Below are 19116 nucleotides of genomic sequence, written 5' to 3'. Positions count from 1 at the left end.
CCAGCTCCCGCAACCAATTCTAACTAACACAATCCGTTGTTAGTTACAAAAATCCTCTGATTTTTCACTAATTTTTTAATTTCGTCTTCTTCATTTAGTTTAATCTTAATTATTTCATAAGTTTTTTGCCTTCTTATCCATACCGATTGAAGAAAAGTCCTTAGATGCATTCTTTCTTCTAAAACGGTCTGTCCACCACCGTGTAAACACATTGGCCTTTTCTGGAAGCCGTTTACCCGATGGATAAAGCAGAGAAAACGAGATTTGAGATGGCGGCATTGTTGAAATTGTTGTAATTTTAATACAGCTTACGCCAATTAACTTGAGGTACCGGAGTGTGGATTTAATGTGTGTTTGTTGGTTTAACTGGCATAGCCAAGCATCGGTTCAATAGAAAAACGTGATAGACCGGCGATAGGAAAAAGGTATTATTTGACACCTTGTTGTTATTTTACATACTTAATAATTGCCTGAGTTAACTGCCAACTTATATTTATAATCATTCATAACTGATAGCCTATATATAGACTAATTGACTAACCTAGGCGCATCATGACTGAATGGCTGTTTTCTGTATTTGTCATTCCAGATACATCTTTATTGCTCACTGGATACTATTCTGTGCCTTTGGTGGCGCTATCTGTTTGTATCGCTATTGTCGCCTCTTATACTGGCTTTCGTGTTGCCAGCCAAACTTCAGAATCTCATCATTTCATCCGTCGTCAAATACTTCTCGCATTAGGCAGCCTTGCTTTTGGTGTGGGGATTTGGGCTATGCATTTTATCGGCATGCTCGCCTTTGAATTGTGCGCGCCGGTTTCCTACGACGGACTGGTTACTTTCTTATCTTTTATTCCCGGCGTGTTTGCAGCCTTTGTGGCTTTGCGCAGTTTGGGGAGTGCCGAAGTCAATATAAAGCAGATTTGTCTTGCGGGCGGATTAATGGGCGGTGGCATCGGTGCTATGCATTACTCAGGCATGGCCGCCATGACCATGACACCACTGTTGCGATATGACATGTTTTATTTTTCACTTTCTATTGTCGTCGCCATTTTATTAGCCATCTTGTCACTGTGGATTAAATACGGGCTTAGCAAATTTATGGTAAGCCGTAAATTACCGGGTTTGACTTTCTTAGCAAGTCTTGTAATGGGATTAGCCATTACCAGCATGCACTATTTTGGGATGTTAGCTGCCCGATTTGTGGCGCCAGAGGGCATGGAAACCAGTCTACAATCAGGCAGCATTAGTTATGTACTGGCTGGCTACGTCAGCTTTTTTACGTTAGTGATGATTGGCTTGGTACTGTTTCTTACGCTTTTGTTTCGTTATATGGATATTTCTGAAAAAGCCGAAAGTAGTCATCGTACCCAACTGGCTTTAATGGACACCGCGGTAGATGGGATCCTGACCATCGACGAAGATAGCCGAGTGTTAACGATGAATAAGGCCATTACCCGTATCTTAGGGTGGGAACTTGACACCTTGTGTGGTCAATCTATTCATAAACTGATCCCCCGGGATAAACGAAGTAAATATAACGATCAGTTTTTTAAACAACAAGAAATGCCCAACGGTGAACAAATTATCGGTGTGAGCCGAGATGTGCATGCGTTAAACAGTGACGGCGAAGAAGTGCCCGTGCGTGTGGGGGTGGGACATGCCCAGCAAGGCAATAAAAATGTATTTGTCGTCATTATCGGTGATAACCGTTCACGGATGGAAATGGAGCAAACCATTCGAGAAAACGAAGCGAAATTTCGTTCATTTTTCCATAATATTCCAGGGGTCGCGTACCGGAGTATGAATACCCCAGGTGGCGCCATTGAATTTATTAGTGAGGCCGTAGCCGATCTAACCGGCTATCCCTCACATGCTTTCACCCACAAAGGTCAGCATTTGTCGTTAGCTGATTTTGTTTACGAGCCTGACTTAGCACTTTTCCAACAAGCCAGAAAACAGGAAGCTGAGTTTCTTATTGAATATCGTATTGTTGCAAAAAACAATGAGATCAAGTGGGTGAGAGAGTACGGTTGCGTGGTCAGCAGCGAAGCATGTAAAAAGAGTTGGGTTGACGGATTCATCATGGATATTACTTCCCGTAAAGCCATAGAAGAAGAGCTAGAAAGAGCCAAGGAATCTGCAGAGCAAGCGGCGGCATCCCGGGCTAGCTTCTTGGCAAATATGAGCCATGAAATCAGAACCCCCATGAATGCGATCATTGGTTTTAGCGATATATTACTGGATGAAAAACTCACCGATGGCCAATATAAGCACCTTACCACCATTAATCGCTCGGCGCGTTCATTGCTGCATTTGCTCAATGACATACTCGATAGTGCGAAACTAGATAAAGGTAAGTTAGAAATCGAATATCGTGATTTTTCACTTACCGAAGAAATCGATACGGTGGTGTCTACCTTTTGGCTAGAAGCCAAAAAGAAAGGACTGGATTTACATGTCAATGTGTCTTCGTCGGTCTCCGATATTTACCACGGTGCCCCCGAACGTATTCGACAGGTGCTGGGCAATTTGATCAGTAACGCCGTGAAATTTACGGCTAAAGGAAAGGTTGATGTTGCCGTTTATCGCCAAGCCTCTGGCAATATATCATTTTCTGTAAGTGATAGTGGTATTGGTATGACCCAATCCCAGTTAGATAAAGTGTTTGATGCCTTTGCCCAAGCCGATGCCTCCATGAGTAGAAAATACGGTGGCACTGGACTGGGTACCACCATTAGTAAACAACTGGTGGAGCTTATGGGCGGCGAAATCAGCGCCACCAGCGAACCTAACACAGGCACTAATTTTACTTTTACCCTGCCATTGAAACCGGTCGCTAGCCGTCGTGTACACCACAACAAGTTGGTTTCCTTACCACCGATGAATATTTTGGTGGTGGATGACATCAGTCAAAATGTCGACCTAGTGAGTTTGTTGTTAAAACGAGCTGGCCATGAGGTGGAGGTGGCTGAACATGGGCAGCGGGCCCTAGAGAAGATGAAGACCCAGCCCTTTGATGTAGTGTTGATGGATTTACAGATGCCAGTCATGGACGGTTTAACGGCAGCTAAAGTTTGGCGTCAGTATGAAGCGGAAAATCAACTTGAGCGGCTGCCCATCGTGGCCCTTACCGCTAGCGTATTAGTGCAAGATAAACTGGACGCCATAGAGGCGGGCATGGAAGGCTTCGCTAACAAACCCATTGATTTTCCGGTATTACAAACAGAAATTGCTCGAGTGTTAGGCTTTATAAACATGGATGAGCAAAGTGATCATTCATCCACTGCGAAGCAGCCCAATAGTCACATAGATTATGCCCGTGGAGAGCAACTATGGGGAGGCAAAGAAGAATTTGAACGTGAAATACATAAGTTTATTGAAAGCGCGCCAACATGGCTTAGCAGTCTAAAAGATGCTCTCAAGCAGAAAGCATATGACCAATTAGAAAAACAGTTACATGGTTTAAAAGGCGTTTGTGGCAATTTAGGGCTAACCTATTTAATGGTGCTGTTTGAAGAATATGAGCGGGAAATTCCTTCTCAGTCTCTTTGTGATGTGGATATTGCAGACTTAGCGGAAGCCGTATCAAAGGTAGAACAAATTCTTGATAACAAAAACACTGTCGACACAAATGACGCTGATCTTACTGGTAATGCCTTGTGTGAAGTATTGCCGCCACTCAAGCAGTTGCTTGTGTTAACAAAAGAGAATCGTCTGGATGAAACGGTATACAAAGCGTGTGAAGAGTTGCATTTCGGTTCGCTACATTCTCGGGTAAATCGTGTATTGCAGGATATCGATGACTTTGAATTTGAGCGTGGGGCAGCGCAATTAGTACAAATTATTGAAGAGCTGGAAACGAGCGAATAGACATGAACGAAGTAGATAAAGCCCGGCTTTTGATAGTAGATGATGAACCGGTTAATTTGCGTGTGTTAAAACAATTACTTGGCCAAGACTATACACTTTACTTTGCTAAAAATGGGCCTGAAGCGATTAAGTTGGCCGAAGAGCAACATCCCGATTTAATCCTCATGGATGTAATGATGCCCGTTATGACGGGGTTTGACGCCTGTAAGCAAATGAAGGCCACAGAGTCGTTGCGTAATATTCCTATCATATTTGTTACTGCGCTAAATGATGCCACTGACGAAGCTGAAGGTTTTGCGGTGGGAGGCGTTGATTATATTACCAAGCCCATTTCTCCTCCGGTAGTAAAGGCGAGGGTGAAAACCCATTTGTCATTGGCACAAACCGATCAGTTACGACGTACCCGTTTACAAGTGGTGCAACGCTTAGGGCGGGCGGCGGAATACAAAGATAATGAAACGGGTATGCATGTTTTGCGTATGAGTCATTATGCAAAAATTCTCGCCGAAGCCGTAGGGTTTTCTGCCGTGCGCGCCGAGTTGTTGCTACATGCTGCACCCATGCATGATATCGGCAAGATAGGTATTCCTGATAGCATTATGATGAAGCCGGGAAAGCTGACTGATGAGGAGTTTGCCATCATGAAAAAGCACCCTGAAATTGGCGCAGAAATTCTAGGCGATGCGGACTCGCAACTGATTGGTTTGGCGAAGGTGGTATCGTTAACCCACCATGAAAAATGGGATGGCTCAGGGTATCCTAAAGGACTTAGTGGTGACGACATTCCCATAGAAGGGCGTATTGTGGCTTTGGCCGATGTGTTTGATGCGTTAACCAGCAAGCGACCTTATAAAGAAGCCTGGACGGTAGAACGGAGTTTGGAATATATAGAATCACAAAGTGGTGTGCATTTCGATCCGGCGCTTGTGCCCCTTGTTAGGCAAAATATCGATGCTATTTTATCGATCAAAGCCCACTTCTGCGATAACGAATAAGTGTAGCTGGGTAAGTTGCTATCTGTGCAAAGTATCAGTATAATGCGTGCCACGTAGTTCTAGGGCGGGCTGATTTCAGTGCCAATGCTGAGATTTACGCGACTACGATGTTTTTGCAAACAATGAAGCACACTTTGTGTTTGAACGACCCCGTTAGTTTGCATCTGCCTTTGGCAGAAGGGTTCAGATTTTTACAAAAAGCCCCGCTAGTCCGGGGCTTTTTGTTGTATTTAATCAGTTCTGACCTTATATCAAGGTTAGATTCAGTAGTTGGGCGTTTCGCCCTTTTTTCATTTTTGGAGGTAAGGATTGGCAAAGCTTGAAGAAAAACTGACCGACATGCTTGAGCCTGGTGTAGAAGCCTTAGGTTACGAGTTGGTGGGTGTGGAGTTTGTCCGTGCAGGCAAACATTCCATTCTTCGTGTTTTCATCGATCATGAAAACGGCGTTTCCGTCGATGATTGTGCTGAGGTCAGTTATCAGGCGAGTGCCATTTTGGACGTTGAAGATCCTATTAATACGGAATATAACCTGGAAATATCATCACCGGGTTTAGACCGTCCGCTGTTTAAAGCGAGTCACTACGATGACGCAATAGGTGAAATCATTCAGGCCAAACTTACGGTCCCGATGGACAACCGACGTAATTTCAAAGGCAAGTTGCTGGCATGTGAAAACGGCATGATCAGTATTGAGGTTGATGGCCAGCAGTTCCAGTTAGCTGTGGCGAATATCGAAAAAGCAAACATTGTTCCCACATTTGACTAATGGAACAGCACCCGCTTTCGAGTAATGAAAGCATCAGTGAGGCGAAAATGAATAAAGAAATTTTGTTAGTGGCGGAAGCCGTTTCAAATGAAAAACAAGTGCCTAGAGAAAAGATCTTTGAAGCACTGGAATTTGCTATCGCAAGCGCAACCAAGAAGAAAAACGAAGGTGAAATAGAAGTACGCGTTAGCATCGATAGAACGACCGGTGATTTTGATACTTTTCGTCGTTGGGCAGTGATCCCTGATGATCAGGAACAAGAAAACCCGTACGCAGAAATTACCTTGTCGGCCGCGCAGGTTGACGAACCCGACCTGCAATTGGGCGATTATATCGAAGAGCAAATTGAATCTATAAAGTTTGACCGTATTACTACCCAGACCGCCAAGCAAGTTATTGTGCAAAAAGTGCGTGAAGCAGAACGGGCACAAATGGTCGCTGAATACGAAGATAGAGTTGGTGATCTGGTTACCGGTACAGTTAAAAAGGTGAATCGAGACAACATTATCATCGATTTAGGAAATAATGCGGAAGGCGTTATTTATCGTGATGATATGTTACCTCGTGAAACGTTCCGTCCAGGCGACAGAGTGCGTGGCTTATTATACGTTATTCGCCCTGAAGCCCGCGGTGCACAGCTATTTATTAGCCGTACTCACCCAGATATGCTGGTGGAACTGTTCCGCTTAGAAGTACCGGAAATTGCAGAAGAAACACTGGAAATTAAATCTGCTGCCCGTGACCCAGGTTCAAGAGCAAAAATTGCAGTAAAAACCAACGATAAGCGTTTAGATCCTGTGGGCGCGTGTGTTGGCATGCGTGGATCTCGTGTACAAGCGGTTTCTGGCGAACTCGGTGGTGAGCGTGTGGATATCGTTTTATGGGATGAAAATCCAGCCCAGTTCGTTATTAACGCTATGGCGCCCGCTGAAGTGGCCTCTATTGTGGTAGACGAAGATAGTCACACCATGGATGTTGCTGTGGAGCAGGATAATCTTGCTCAAGCCATCGGCAGAAGCGGTCAGAACGTACGCCTAGCTAGTCAATTGACTGGATGGGAATTGAACGTAATGACCATTGATGACCTAAACAAAAAACACGAAGAAGAAACTGCAAAAGTACTTCAGGTTTTTGTTTCAGGATTGGATATTGATGAAGACTTCGCAGCCGTATTAGCGGATGAAGGGTTCAGTACGTTAGAAGAAATTGCGTATGTGCCTGTGAATGAATTACTGGCCATTGATGGCCTAGACGAAGATACCATCGAAGAATTACGAACCCGTGCACGGGCAGCATTAACAACTCGTGCATTGGCGAATGAAGAGTCTTTAGAAGGTTCAGAACCTACAGAGGCATTACTTAGCCTCGAAGGTATGAACAAACACATTGCCTATGTCCTTGCTAGCCGTGGAATTACTGACCTTGAAGAGCTGGCTGAGCAGGGAACAGATGATATTAGTGATATCGAAGGATTGACCGAGGAAGACGCCGGGAAACTGATTATGGCGGCACGGAATATTGTCTGGTTTGGTGAAGAAGAAGGTCAATAAGGGGAAAAAGACAAAAATGGCAGAAGTATCGATTGAAAAGCTCGCCAGTGATATTGGAACGACCGTTGACCGACTGGTAACTCAGTTTAAAGATGCCGGTATTACAAAGGCAGTAAATGATTCTGTAACTGAGGATGAAAAGCGCCAGTTGCTTGACCACCTTAGTAAACAACACGGCACGTCCAGTGAACCTACTCGTATGACACTGAAGCGTAAGACAACCAGTACGTTAAGCGTGGGTAAGTCTAAGTCAGTTAAAGTAGAAGTGCGTAAGAAGCGCACTTATGTAAAACGCACCGACGTTGACGAGCAGCAAGCAGAAGAGGAAGCACGTTTGGAAGAAGAACGCGCCAAACTTGAAGCTGAGCAAAAAGCCGCGGAAGAAGCAGCCAAAGAAGCCGAACGCAAGGCGGCTGAAGAAAAAGCGCGAGTAGAAGCAGAAGCGAAGAAAAAAGCTGAGCAAGCGCGGGCACAGAAAGAAGCTGCTGAAAAAGCACGTAAGGAAGAGTCTGTGAAGCAAGCTGAAGAGCCAGAATTATCGGCAGAAGAAAAAGCTGAGCAAGAAAAAGCCCGTCAGGAAGAAGAGCGTTTGCGCAAGCAACAGGAAGAAGAAACCCAAAGAAAACTCGAAGAAGAAGCGAAACGTGCAGCAGAAGAAGCGCGTAAGTTAGCTGAAGAGAATGAACGTCGCTGGAAAGAAGAAGAAGAACGTCGTAAGCGGGAAGAAGCTGCTGACGTTCATATGCATTCAAACCGCTATGCTCAGGAAGCCGAAGACGAAGAAGACATGCAAGTAGAGCGTTCTTCTAGACGTCGTAAGAAATCTAAGAGAAATGCGGGAGAACATTTGAAGCAAGGTTTTAATAAGCCGGCACAACCTGTCGAGCGAGTGGTGAAATTAGGCGCCACAATTACGGTAGGCGAATTAGCAAACCGTCTGGCTATTAAGTCAACTGAAGTCATTAAAACCATGATGAAAATGGGTGAAATGGCGACAATTAACCAAGTACTTGATCAAGATACTGCGGTACTCATCATTGAAGAAATGGGTCACAAGTATGAACTTGTGAACGATAACGCCCTTGAAGATGAATTGATGGCTGAAAGCCGTGGTGGCGATAAAGTTACCCGAGCACCTGTGGTAACCATTATGGGTCACGTTGACCATGGTAAAACCTCGCTGCTTGATTATATTCGTCGTGCCAAAGTTGCCGATGGCGAAGCCGGCGGGATCACCCAGCATATCGGTGCCTATAAAGTGCATACTGATAATGGCGATATCACGTTCTTAGATACACCAGGACACGCGGCCTTTACTGCTATGCGTGCACGGGGTGCCACAGCAACGGATATCGTTGTGTTAGTGGTGGCAGCCGATGATGGTGTAATGCCGCAAACAAAAGAAGCGATTCAACACGCCCGCGCAGCAGGTGTACCTTTGATTGTTGCGGTAAACAAAATGGATAAAGAAGCGGCTGATCCGGATCGGGTGAAAACAGAACTGTCTCAACTGGAAGTTATTTCTGAAGAGTGGGGCGGTGAACACCAGTTCTGTAATGTGTCAGCGAAAACCGGTATGGGCGTAGATGATTTGCTTGAAGCGATCAATCTACAAGCCGAAGTCCTAGACTTTAAAGCGGTTGCTATTGGTCCAGGACGAGGCATTGTTATTGAATCTCGCTTGGATAAAGGACGTGGTCCGATTGCTTCTGTCTTGATCCAAGAAGGTGAAGTGCGCAGCGGCGACATTTTACTTTGTGGTGAAGAGTACGGACGTGTTCGTGCTATGCGCGATGAAAACGGTCAAGAAGTGAAAGTAGCAGGTCCATCGACACCAGTAGAAGTACTTGGTTTATCCGGTGTGCCAGTGGCTGGTGAAGATGCCGTAGTGGTACAGGACGAGCGTAAAGCCCGTGAAGTTGCTGCGAAGCGTCATCAGAAGAAGCGGGAACTAAAACTGGCTCGCCAGCAAAAAGCGAAACTGGAAAACATGTTTGCCAATATGGAATCCGGTGATGTTAGCGAATTGAACATTGTGCTTAAAGCTGACGTACAAGGTTCTGTGGAAGCCATTTCTGAATCGCTGATCAAGCTATCTAACACCGAAGTGAAAGTGAACATTGTGGGTAGTGGCGTTGGTGGTATTACAGAAACCGATGCGACCTTAGCGGCAGCATCTGGCGCGATTATTCTTGGTTTTAACGTTCGTGCCGATGCAACTGCACGTCGCGTAATTGAAAACGAAGAAATTGACCTTCGTTATTACAGCGTCATCTATAATTTGATTGACGAGGTAAAAGCGGCCATGAGCGGTATGCTAGCCCCTGAATTCCGTCAGGAAATCATTGGTCTTGCTGAAGTACGTGATGTATTTAAATCGCCTAAATTGGGTGCTATCGCCGGCTGTATGGTAACTGAAGGTAATGTTAAACGTAGTAACCCGATTCGGGTACTTCGTGAAAACGTGGTTATCTATGAAGGTGAACTAGAATCCTTGCGTCGCTTTAAAGACGATGTCAATGAAGTTCGTAACGGAATGGAATGTGGTATCGGCGTTAAAAACTATAACGACGTTAAAGTGGGTGACCAAATCGAAGTATTCGAAATTATTGAGGTTGCTCGCCAGATTTAGTGCTCAAAGCATGTAATGTAAAGCGGGGGCAACAGCCCCCGTTTTTGTCCCTGTATACGAATGTACAGGAATAAGGAGTGTATGATGGCACGGGAATTTTCTCGTACAGACAGAGTGGCGCAACAGGTTCATAAAGAAGTTGCCAGCATTCTGCAAAATGAATATAAACATCGAGTTGGCGACATGCCGCTCATTACTATTTCCGATGTGGATGTATCTCGGGATCTGGCTCATGCGAAAATCTTCGTTACCATTTATGGTGCTGAAGAAGCCGAAGCCAAAGCACATACCAAGCAACTAGTGGAAAGCAAAGGTTTTATTCGCTCTTTGTTAGCCAAGCGTTTGCGTATGCGTAGTGTGCCCGATCTTCATTTCTTTAGAGATGAATCCATACTTGAAGGTATGCGTATTTCCAACCTTGTGGCGGAAACCATCGCTAAAGACGAAGAAAAAAAACAGAAAGACGAAGAGTAGGACTACATGGGAAGACGTCGCAAGGGCCGGGCTATTAACGGTATCTTATTGCTTGATAAGCCGACTGGAGGCTCATCTAACCATATTTTGCAACAAGTGCGTGGTTTATATAAAGCGGCGAAAGCCGGTCATACAGGCGCCTTAGATCCTTTAGCCAGTGGTATGCTGCCTATTTGTTTAGGTGAGGCTACCAAGTTTTCTCAGTTTTTATTGGAAGCGGATAAAACCTACGAAGTGACCATGCATTTGGGGGTCAGAACCTCTACTTCCGATGCTGATGGCGACGTGGTGGAAGAAAAACCGGTAACGGTGGATGAGCATGCTGTGGTGGAGGTGTGCAAGCAGTTCGAAGGTAAAAGTAAGCAAATACCATCCATGTTTTCGGCCTTAAAGTATCAGGGAAAACCGCTGTATCACTATGCTCGCCAAGGTATTACCGTGGAACGAGAAGCGCGGGATATCACCATTTATTCCCTCGATGTTTTACATGTTGCGCTGCCCGATGTACAAATGCGGGTTCGTTGCAGTAAAGGAACCTACATTCGTTCGTTAGTCGACGATATTGGCCAACAGTTAGGATGCGGTGCTTATGTAACCCGTTTACATCGCACTGAAGTAGCCAGTTACCCCACTGAAAAAATGGTCAGTCTTGAAGACGTTATTGCCTTAGAAGCGTCTTTAGAGGAAGACCAATTTACCCCTTTAGACGATTTATTGTTACCCATGGACACGGCAGTATTGTCGTTGACAGCGGTAGTCATCGACGACTTGGGTCTGCATCGATTTGAACATGGACAAAGTGTGGCACCCAGTCCAGATGAATCGTTTAAGCAAGGCCAAATGTACCGTGTTTATGCTGAGCAAGATGGGGCACAACTTTTCATTGGTGTTGGTGAAGGGGTCGTCGCGCCAAAAGACCAGCCGCGGGCCGGAAAAAACGATGTGTTTGTTTCACCCAAGCGCCGGGTAATGTATTAAGCGCTAGCTAAGGATTTTTCTTGCGTATCGTCTCGGCCTCGTTATAATACGCGCTCTCATAATTTCGCTGAATTAGTGATCGGCGAAATTTAATTTAACCAGGAGATTATTATGTCACTAAGTAAAGAAGAAACAGCGAAAATCGTTGCTGAATACGGCGTAAAAGAAGGTGATACTGGTTCACCTGAAGTACAAGTTGCATTGTTGACACACAACATCAACAAATTGCAAGGTCACTTCTCTGATCATAAGAAAGATCACCACTCTCGTCGTGGTCTGTTACGCATGGTTAGCCAGCGTCGTAAACTGCTTGATTACTTAAAAGGTAAAAATGCAGAGCGTTATCTTGATCTTATCAAGCGTTTGGGCCTACGTCGCTAAGACACGGCTGCAAACAAAAAAAGCGCCTTAAGGCGCTTTTTTTGTATCTGCACATGGGGCCGTTAAACTTAAGCCCCGTGGTGTTATCCCCGTTAACGGGGCTACTACTGGGTGACAGTAGCCTGAGGTGCAGGTTGGCTTACCACCTTGGTGGCAATTTCACGTATCTCGCTTTCTAACTGATTAATTCGACTAGCAAGGCTATTATTTCTGTTTTCTAATACAGATAATTTGTCGGTGAGGTTTTTCACTTGTTGGGTTTGACTATTCTTGTCACTGACAGCCTGCTCTAGTTGAACATTTAACGCTAACATCTCATCCGCTAACCCACTAATCTGGTCATTTAACGATGCCAATTGATTTTGTTGGGTTTGGATATTTTCTTTCACACCGGTAATGGACGAGGTGAGGGTTGAGTCTGTTTTGGTCAGCTTTTCACCTAACTCAGTGATTTCTTTTTGATTACGACGCCAGGCCGATGCCCACAGCTTGTCCATCTGTTCCCACAGTTCATTGCTTTTATCGGTCAGTTCACTCACTTTAACCTGCAATGCAACGGTAGATTCACCAATTTCCTCACCGGTGGCAGACAATCGCTTTTCTAACTGTAAAATACGGGCTTCCGCTTGACTGGCTTCTGTTTTTTGCTGTTGCAGTAGCGTATACAGATAGTAACAACCGCCGCAAGCAGCTAATGCAATCAAGGCGATGAACACAAGCCAAATTCCGCTAATCCCTGTTGACGGAGGCGTCGGCGACGTTTTCTTGTCTGATGGTGAAGGGGCATGCGTGGTTTTAGCATTACTAGCATGAGGGTGTTTTTTTTGCTGATAATCACGACGATCTTCTTCATCCAATCGAATGGTTGGAAAATCATCGTTTCTTGAATCGTTAGACATACTTTCTCTTTTGATAACAGAACTACAAAAATATCAGGTGATTGCCGTAGAATGGTAGCGTGAATCCATAATCAATACCATTCCTTATAAAAAATAACAAGGTGTAAACCTTCGCTATATTTTTTAGGCGTGATCCCTTGTTATCACGCTACGAGGGCTATTTATCATCGCCTAACCACTGTACCCGATACAAATCTCTACGTCGATCGAGATAATTACGAACAGACCCTTCATTTTGTAGTTTGGTCAGTTTGTCTAAATCGAGATCGACAATTAAGGTCATTTCCGTGTTCGGCGTGGTTTCTGACACAATTGCATCATGGGGAAATGAAAAGTCTGACGGTGAAAATACCGCTGTTTGCCCGTATTGAATGTCAACATTATCGACTTTGGGTAAATTTCCCACGCTGCCGGCGATAACCACATAGCACTCATTCTCAATGGCTCTGGCTTGAGCACAGCGACGTACCCGCAAATAACCATTTTTTGTGTCTGTCCAAAAAGGAACAAACAGAATTTGCATTTCTTGTTCGGACTGAATTCGCGCGAGTTCGGGAAATTCAACGTCATAGCATATCAGAATACCAATTTTTCCAAAATCCGTATCGAACACGCTTAAAGCGTTACCCCCTTTCATAATCCAGTCTTTTTTCTCATGGGGGGTAGGGTGGATTTTATATTGGCTTTCTACGGTGCCATCCCGCCGACAAAGATAGCTTACATTGTACAGCTCATCGTCTTCAACGACGGGCATGGAACCGGCGATGATCGTAATATTATAACTTACCGCGAGATGAGACATGGCGGTGAGAATTTCGTCGGAATAGGTGGCTAAATGCCAAATGGCATCAATGGATTCTTCTGATGGGCTTAGCCCCATAAGCGGTGCGTTAAAAAATTCAGGGAACAGCGCCACATCACATTTGTAATCAGACAAGGCATCAACAAAATACTCTACTTGCTGTAGCAACTCTTCGACATTTTCGAAGTACCGCATTTGCCATTGAATACAACCAATTCTGGCACTGGATTTACGCCCACCAAACAACCTCGGCTTTCCTGGTTCATAATAAATATTATGCCATTGCAGTAAGGTGGCATAGCCTCTAGAGGCTTTGTCTTCAGGTAAATAGGCTTGCAGTACTTGCTTGACTTCAAAGCCGTTGGATAATTGAAAGGTTAAGATAGGATCATAGATATCCTTTGATTTTACCGCTTCAATGTATTCGTAAGGCGTCATTGTGGCGCTGTGCCGCCCGTAATTAGGGATCCGGCCTCCGGCCATGATCGACTGTAGATTTAGATTGCGACACAACTCTTTGCGGGCTTCATAAAGTCGCCGACCTAATCGTAAGCCTCGGTAGTCTGGGCACACGATGACTTCTACGCCGTAAAGCACATCACCGTTAGGATCATGGGTGGTTAAATAAGCATCACCAGTAATTTCATCATAGGTATGTTTGTCATCGAACTGGTCGTAATCAACGATAACGGATATGGCAAATGCTACCACCTTGCCTTTGTCTTCAATACAGATTTGCCCTTCTGGGAAGGTGGTGACCTGGGCTTTGTAGTTCTTATAAGGCCAGGCGCCTCCCACATGCGCATAAACGATATCCATAAGGTCTTTTACATCATCGTAATCCTCTAACTTAAGATTACGCAATTCCAAGTGATGTTCGGTTTCTTCATTTACGGGAATGTCGTGGCTCATAAAATACTACTCTCTTACTGAATTGTACCGTGATATACACAGTGACAGACTAGCTGTGTGTGTCAATACACATTAACTTAAGTGCACGTTGGTAATCCAGTTTTGATATTGCATCGATGATATTTGCGCTATTTTCATCACCAAATCGTTGTGACAGCATGGATGCGTAAGGGTGAATTTCATCTACCTTTAAATAGGCTCTACATCGCAATTGATTGATGAGGTGGTCGATGGATTGAGTGGGGGTTATCGTTTTCTGTTTTACCTTTGGTAAGATTTGCTTCAAGGCTTCACCGACTTTATCAATGGTATCGTTTATGATCTCATTAAGTGACTGTATCGACACCGTCTTGCCTTGTGTTACGAGCGCTTCAATGGCTTCTGATTGCTCGGCAAGTCGTGTTGCCCCTACCGACCGTGAAAGGCCTTTTAAGGTGTGTAGGTGACGTCGCAAAGTTTCGTTGTCATAGTCTTCGGCTAGCTTGTCTTTGAGTTCTTGTAAGTGGCGATAGAAGTTTTCCAGTAGTCCAAGGTATATAGCGGCACTATTGCCAAGACGCTGAAGGGCGGCTTCTATGGCGAAGTCATGGGGCATATTGTCAATAATGGCCGACATCGTGAGGGGATCGTCATTTTGCGGCGATGGTGAATTATTCACTTGTATATTGTTTTGATATCGATGGGGGAGCGCTTCGGCCAGGGTTTGATACAAGGTGTCTCGAACAATGGGCTTGGAAATATGACCATCCATACCGGCCATCACCACACGCTCTTTATCTGCCGCCATTACCGCTGCGGACATGGCGAAAATAGGCACATTTTTACCTGCCGTAGAACTGCGTATTTTTGATGCTGCTGTGAACCCATCCATCACCGGCATTTGCAGATCCATAAGCACTAAATCCGTAGGTGAGCGCTTAAATTCACGTACGCCTTCCTCTCCGTTATTGGCGACGATCACACGAATACCCACGGCGCTAAGTAAGGCTTTGGCCACAAACTGGTTGGTGGTGTTGTCTTCCACCACCAACACTGAGGTGTTATGAAAGTGGATGCTGCCATCTACGGCCGCGCTTTCTCCTAATGTATCACCGGCTTTTTTCTGTAAATACTGGTAGGCGTCTTCAATATCCGGAATTAAAAAAGGTGCACAAAGCCAGGTAACGGGCACTAATAACTGGTTGTGGCTACAGTGCCCTGCAATATCATCCTCGGTATGCAAGATAATAATGCCGGTGGTAATGTTGTAGGCTGAAAACGTGGGTAGTTTTTGGATCACGTTGGGACGAATGGCTTTACTAAGCCCGGTAAGGTCGATGACCAAAACATCACACTTTATGGTTTTTAAGGTGGCAGAAAGGGAGAGGTCTGAAGGCAGGTAGAGCCGTTTGTTTTTTATCCCTAGTGCCTGGTCTAGGTCGGCTTCAATTCCTTGGTTATCGCTGACGATAACCACATCGGTATTGGTTTTTGTTCTCGACAGAAGGCTGTCGGCTTTTGTGTTTTTGGTCAACGGAACCTTTAAGGTAAATGTACTGCCTTTGTTCACCGTGCTTGAGACTAAAAGCTCGCCATTTAGCAGGCCGGCTAAACGTCGACAAATAGATAGTCCTAACCCGGTTCCACCGAAGCGACGGCTAATAGAGCTGTCTGCCTGAGAGAAGGATTTAAACAGCGCGGTGAGTTTCTGTTCTTCAATGCCAATACCGGTATCTTCAATCACGAACGAAACAATATGCGCACCAGAAACGGGATTGACCTTTGCTGATACACTACAGTCTATATAGCCTTTTTCCGTGAATTTGATGGCATTGCCCAGCAAATTGTTAAGAATCTGTCCGATACGCGGCGCATCACCGAGCACAAAGCGAGGCACGCTCGCATCAACAGAGGCGCTAATAGACAGCCCCTTTTGCACTGCGGTTGTTTGAAAAAGATGTAATACGTTAGATAGCACGCGGTAAAGGTCAAATGGCTCGTGATTAATATCAAATTTACCCGCTTCTAGTTTTGAATAATCGAGAATATCGTTAAGCAACTGCAGTAACGAGCGGGAGGATGTTTGGATTTTTTTTAAGTATTCTCGTTGATTATCGGCCATATCCATATCAAGGACCATATCGGTAAGGGCGATAATTGCATTCATGGGGGTACGAATTTCGTGACTCATATTGGCTAGAAATTCCGTTTTCAAACGATTGGCTTCTTCGGCTTTGTCTTTCAAGGCTAACAGGTTTTCCTGCATACTTTTTAAAGGCGTGATATCTAAAAACGAGCCAATAATCTTAGATACGATACCGTTTGAATCACGTTCGAAGATAACATCTTGTCCCATTACCCATAACCAATGTCCCCGAGCATGCTGTACTCTGTATTGAATACTAAATGGTTCGGCTTCCCCCTGGTCCCGTAAGATTTGTCGCAGATGAATGCGTAACCGGCGGCGATCATCGGGATGAATGATGCTCGATATACCACCTTTAAGGGCTATGAGGTCGTCGTAACTATAACCGGTTATGGCGGTATACCTGTCGTTGATAAACAGATTTCCCCGTTCTTGGGTATCAAAAATATAAACACCTGCGATGGACGCATTGATTGCCCGTCGGGTCATACTTTCTTGTTTTATAAGTTGGTCTTCGTATTTTTTTTGTAAGGTGATGTCTTCGAACATGACGACCAATTGATTGGTTGTCACTTTAAACAAATACAGCCGCAAGTTTTGATGGCTATCGGAATTGAGGCGACGCACCGTTGTACGTAAGGTGCCTTCACCGCATATGGCTTGTTCTTTCATCATGGCTAATAGGCGGGGATCGGATAAAAAGAAGCCGGTATCGCTACCCAACAGGGTATGTGCCATCTGATTGTCTGTGGTGAGGGTTAGCACATCATGCGTGACGTCATAAATATGGATCCCCATGGGCAAATTGTGAAGAATGTTATCGGTGATGGATTGACTGTTGGCTAATGCTTTTTCTGTTTCCAGTTTGTCTGCAATATCTCTGAGTGATAAAAACAAAATGTCTGTATCGAAGCGGGCTTTTTTAAGGCTTATTTCGAGGGGGATGAATGAGCCTGATTGATGCACGCCATAAATCGTTTTCGGTAAATTGATGACTTGGGGTTCATCCTCTGTGCAGGGGAGGTGCTGCTGATGACCGGTGAGAAAATCTTGATCTATGATACCGGTAATCGGCTTGTTTTCGATGTTTGACTTTTCATAGCCCAAAATATCACAGGCTTTATTATTGGCGATTTTAATTTTGCCATCTTGGTTCAAAACCAAGATCCCCACATCCGCACTGTCTGTGCTATCTCGCAATATGGTTTCTTTTAACCGTTCTTGATCAGTGTGGATCGACGGGGAAGGGCTTTTTATCTCTTCCGTGGTGTTTTTTTTACCAAATAACGAGGTTGTGGATTGCGCAGAGAGTAGATCCGCACTATACATTCTATAAAGAAGTAAGCAGAAAGTAATGGCACTTGCCAATTCTGCCCAATGTTGAATGTTCGCTAGGGTAGATGTTGTAGCGAATAATGTTAACCCGTGACTCAACCCAAGTAAAAATAGAAACACACAAAGTATGGGCAGGATTTTGGCGCTTTTTCGATCGTTTTTATAACCAATGAAGTACAAAAGCGCACATGCAATGCCGATATAGCTGAAGGTGAACACAGCATCTGACACCATGGTCTGTAATGGTTTATCCGGCGCAAATAGCGCGCATATGTTTGTAGAGAGGTAATCAGTGCAAACCGAATGGGTGAGTGTAACTGACATACTGTCCTATTAAGAGGGTGATAACTTCATAATAGAAAGCGTAGTGCATAACTGCTAATAATGAACGGTAATTGAAATAGGATTTCAAATATGTCTCTATCGAAGTATCGTGTGTTAATCATTGATGATGACATTACGACTATAAGGCTTATTGCCGAAGCGCTATCGCCAGATTACGATGTTATTATTGCTACGAGTGCTGAAGATGGCTTGAAGCAAGCATTGGTGGCCCAACCTTATCTGATTTTGCTGGATGTATTGATGCCAAGAATTAATGGGTTTACGTTATGTAAACAATTAAAATCTAATGCGCATACATTGAATATACCGGTAATATTTGTCACCGCCCTTACGGAAGTAGATGAGCAAACTAAAGGCTTTGAATTAGGGGCAGTAGATTACATCACCAAACCCATTGAAGTACCTCTGCTTCGCGCTCGTGTGCGCACTCACACCCGCTTATATCAACAAACATTGCAACTTGAGTCTTTAGCCGCAACGGATTCGCTTACCGGTTTAGCTAATCGTAGAAAGTTCGACGACGTTATGAGCATTGAGTTAGGTCGTTGTCATCGGGCGAGAAACTCGTTGGCTTTTCTCATGATCGATATTGACGACTTTAAAGCGTACAACGACCATTACGGCCACGGCAAAGGTGACGATTGTTTAGGCTTGGTATCTCGTATTTTGAAACAATCCGCACGACGAGCAACGGATCTTGTTTGTCGTTTAGGGGGAGAAGAGTTCGGAATCGTTCTTACCGAAACCGATAAAGAAGGGGCGCTAAGTATGGCTGAGGCGATTTTATCGGCGTTTCAAGAACAGAAAATTAGCCACGAGTCATCACAAAATGGTTTTCTCTCAGTTAGCATTGGTGCCACCGTGGTAGATATGAGCCTTCATTCAAATATTGATGTGACGGTGAGGGAAATTGTAGATAAAGCTGACAATGCGTTATATCTAGCCAAATCCAAAGGAAGGAACCGAGTGGAATTTGTTTCGGTGTTACCCGCAGCGCCGTAAACCCTTTGCCAAAGGCAGTACCTTAACGGTACTGCCGATAGCTCA

Annotated in this window: 12 protein-coding genes; 9 read left to right on the top strand and 3 right to left on the bottom strand. The window is 44.6% G+C overall.

The window, feature by feature from the left end; all coding sequences use genetic code 11:
* Positions 1-552: 552 nt before the first annotated feature.
* The 8 genes from KO501_RS02720 to rpsO all read left to right on the top strand — a co-directional run bounded on the left by KO501_RS02720 (position 553) and on the right by rpsO (position 11651).
* Complete coding sequence (locus tag KO501_RS02720) at positions 553-3873, top strand: MHYT domain-containing protein (RefSeq protein ID WP_216028093.1); 3321 nt, start codon at positions 553-555, stop codon at positions 3871-3873.
* Between the two features lie 2 nt (positions 3874-3875).
* Positions 3876-4868 carry a two-component system response regulator gene (locus KO501_RS02715; protein WP_216028092.1) on the top strand — a complete coding sequence of 331 codons (993 nt, stop codon included), beginning with the start codon at positions 3876-3878 and terminating at the stop codon, positions 4866-4868.
* A 309-nt stretch (positions 4869-5177) separates the two neighbouring features.
* Positions 5178-5636: a ribosome maturation factor RimP gene (gene rimP / locus KO501_RS02710; RefSeq protein ID WP_216028091.1), complete on the top strand. Its 459-nt coding sequence runs from the start codon at positions 5178-5180 to the stop codon at positions 5634-5636.
* Between the two features lie 47 nt (positions 5637-5683).
* Positions 5684-7186, top strand: coding sequence for a transcription termination factor NusA (nusA, locus tag KO501_RS02705; RefSeq protein WP_216028090.1), 1503 nt, complete (start codon positions 5684-5686; stop codon positions 7184-7186).
* Positions 7187-7202: 16 nt separating this feature from the next.
* On the top strand, positions 7203-9818 hold the full coding sequence (gene infB, locus KO501_RS02700; protein WP_216028089.1) for a translation initiation factor IF-2: 2616 nt from the start codon (positions 7203-7205) through the stop codon (positions 9816-9818).
* Between the two features lie 84 nt (positions 9819-9902).
* A complete protein-coding gene (gene rbfA, locus KO501_RS02695; protein WP_216028198.1) occupies positions 9903-10292 on the top strand; it encodes a 30S ribosome-binding factor RbfA in 390 nt (129 codons plus the stop codon).
* 6 nt (positions 10293-10298) lie between these two features.
* Positions 10299-11270 carry a tRNA pseudouridine(55) synthase TruB gene (truB, locus tag KO501_RS02690; protein ID WP_216028088.1) on the top strand — a complete coding sequence of 324 codons (972 nt, stop codon included), beginning with the start codon at positions 10299-10301 and terminating at the stop codon, positions 11268-11270.
* Between the two features lie 111 nt (positions 11271-11381).
* A complete protein-coding gene (gene rpsO / locus KO501_RS02685) occupies positions 11382-11651 on the top strand; it encodes a 30S ribosomal protein S15 (RefSeq protein WP_216028087.1) in 270 nt (89 codons plus the stop codon).
* 104 nt (positions 11652-11755) lie between these two features.
* Here rpsO and KO501_RS02680 read toward each other — a convergent pair whose 3' ends face one another.
* The 3 genes from KO501_RS02680 to KO501_RS02670 form a co-directional block, all read right to left on the bottom strand.
* Positions 11756-12550, bottom strand: coding sequence for a hypothetical protein (locus tag KO501_RS02680; protein ID WP_216028086.1), 795 nt, complete (start codon positions 12548-12550; stop codon positions 11756-11758).
* A gap of 157 nt (positions 12551-12707) precedes the next feature.
* Entirely contained in the window at positions 12708-14264 is a 1557-nt protein-coding gene (locus KO501_RS02675; protein WP_216028085.1) for a bifunctional GNAT family N-acetyltransferase/carbon-nitrogen hydrolase family protein, read from the bottom strand.
* Between the two features lie 49 nt (positions 14265-14313).
* Positions 14314-18048 carry an ATP-binding protein gene (locus KO501_RS02670; RefSeq protein WP_216028084.1) on the bottom strand — a complete coding sequence of 1245 codons (3735 nt, stop codon included), beginning with the start codon at positions 18046-18048 and terminating at the stop codon, positions 14314-14316.
* A gap of 90 nt (positions 18049-18138) precedes the next feature.
* Here KO501_RS02670 and KO501_RS02665 point away from each other — a divergent pair, with 90 nt between their 5' ends.
* Positions 18139-19071, top strand: coding sequence for a diguanylate cyclase (locus tag KO501_RS02665; protein WP_216028083.1), 933 nt, complete (start codon positions 18139-18141; stop codon positions 19069-19071).
* Positions 19072-19116: the final 45 nt, after the last annotated feature.

Origin of the sequence: Alteromonas sp. C1M14, from assembly GCF_018860965.1 — a bacterium.
In the GTDB taxonomy this organism is placed as follows: Bacteria; Pseudomonadota; Gammaproteobacteria; order Enterobacterales; family Alteromonadaceae; genus Alteromonas.
Note: the sequence above shows the minus strand (reverse complement) of the source record. Positions and strands in the feature narration are given on the sequence as shown.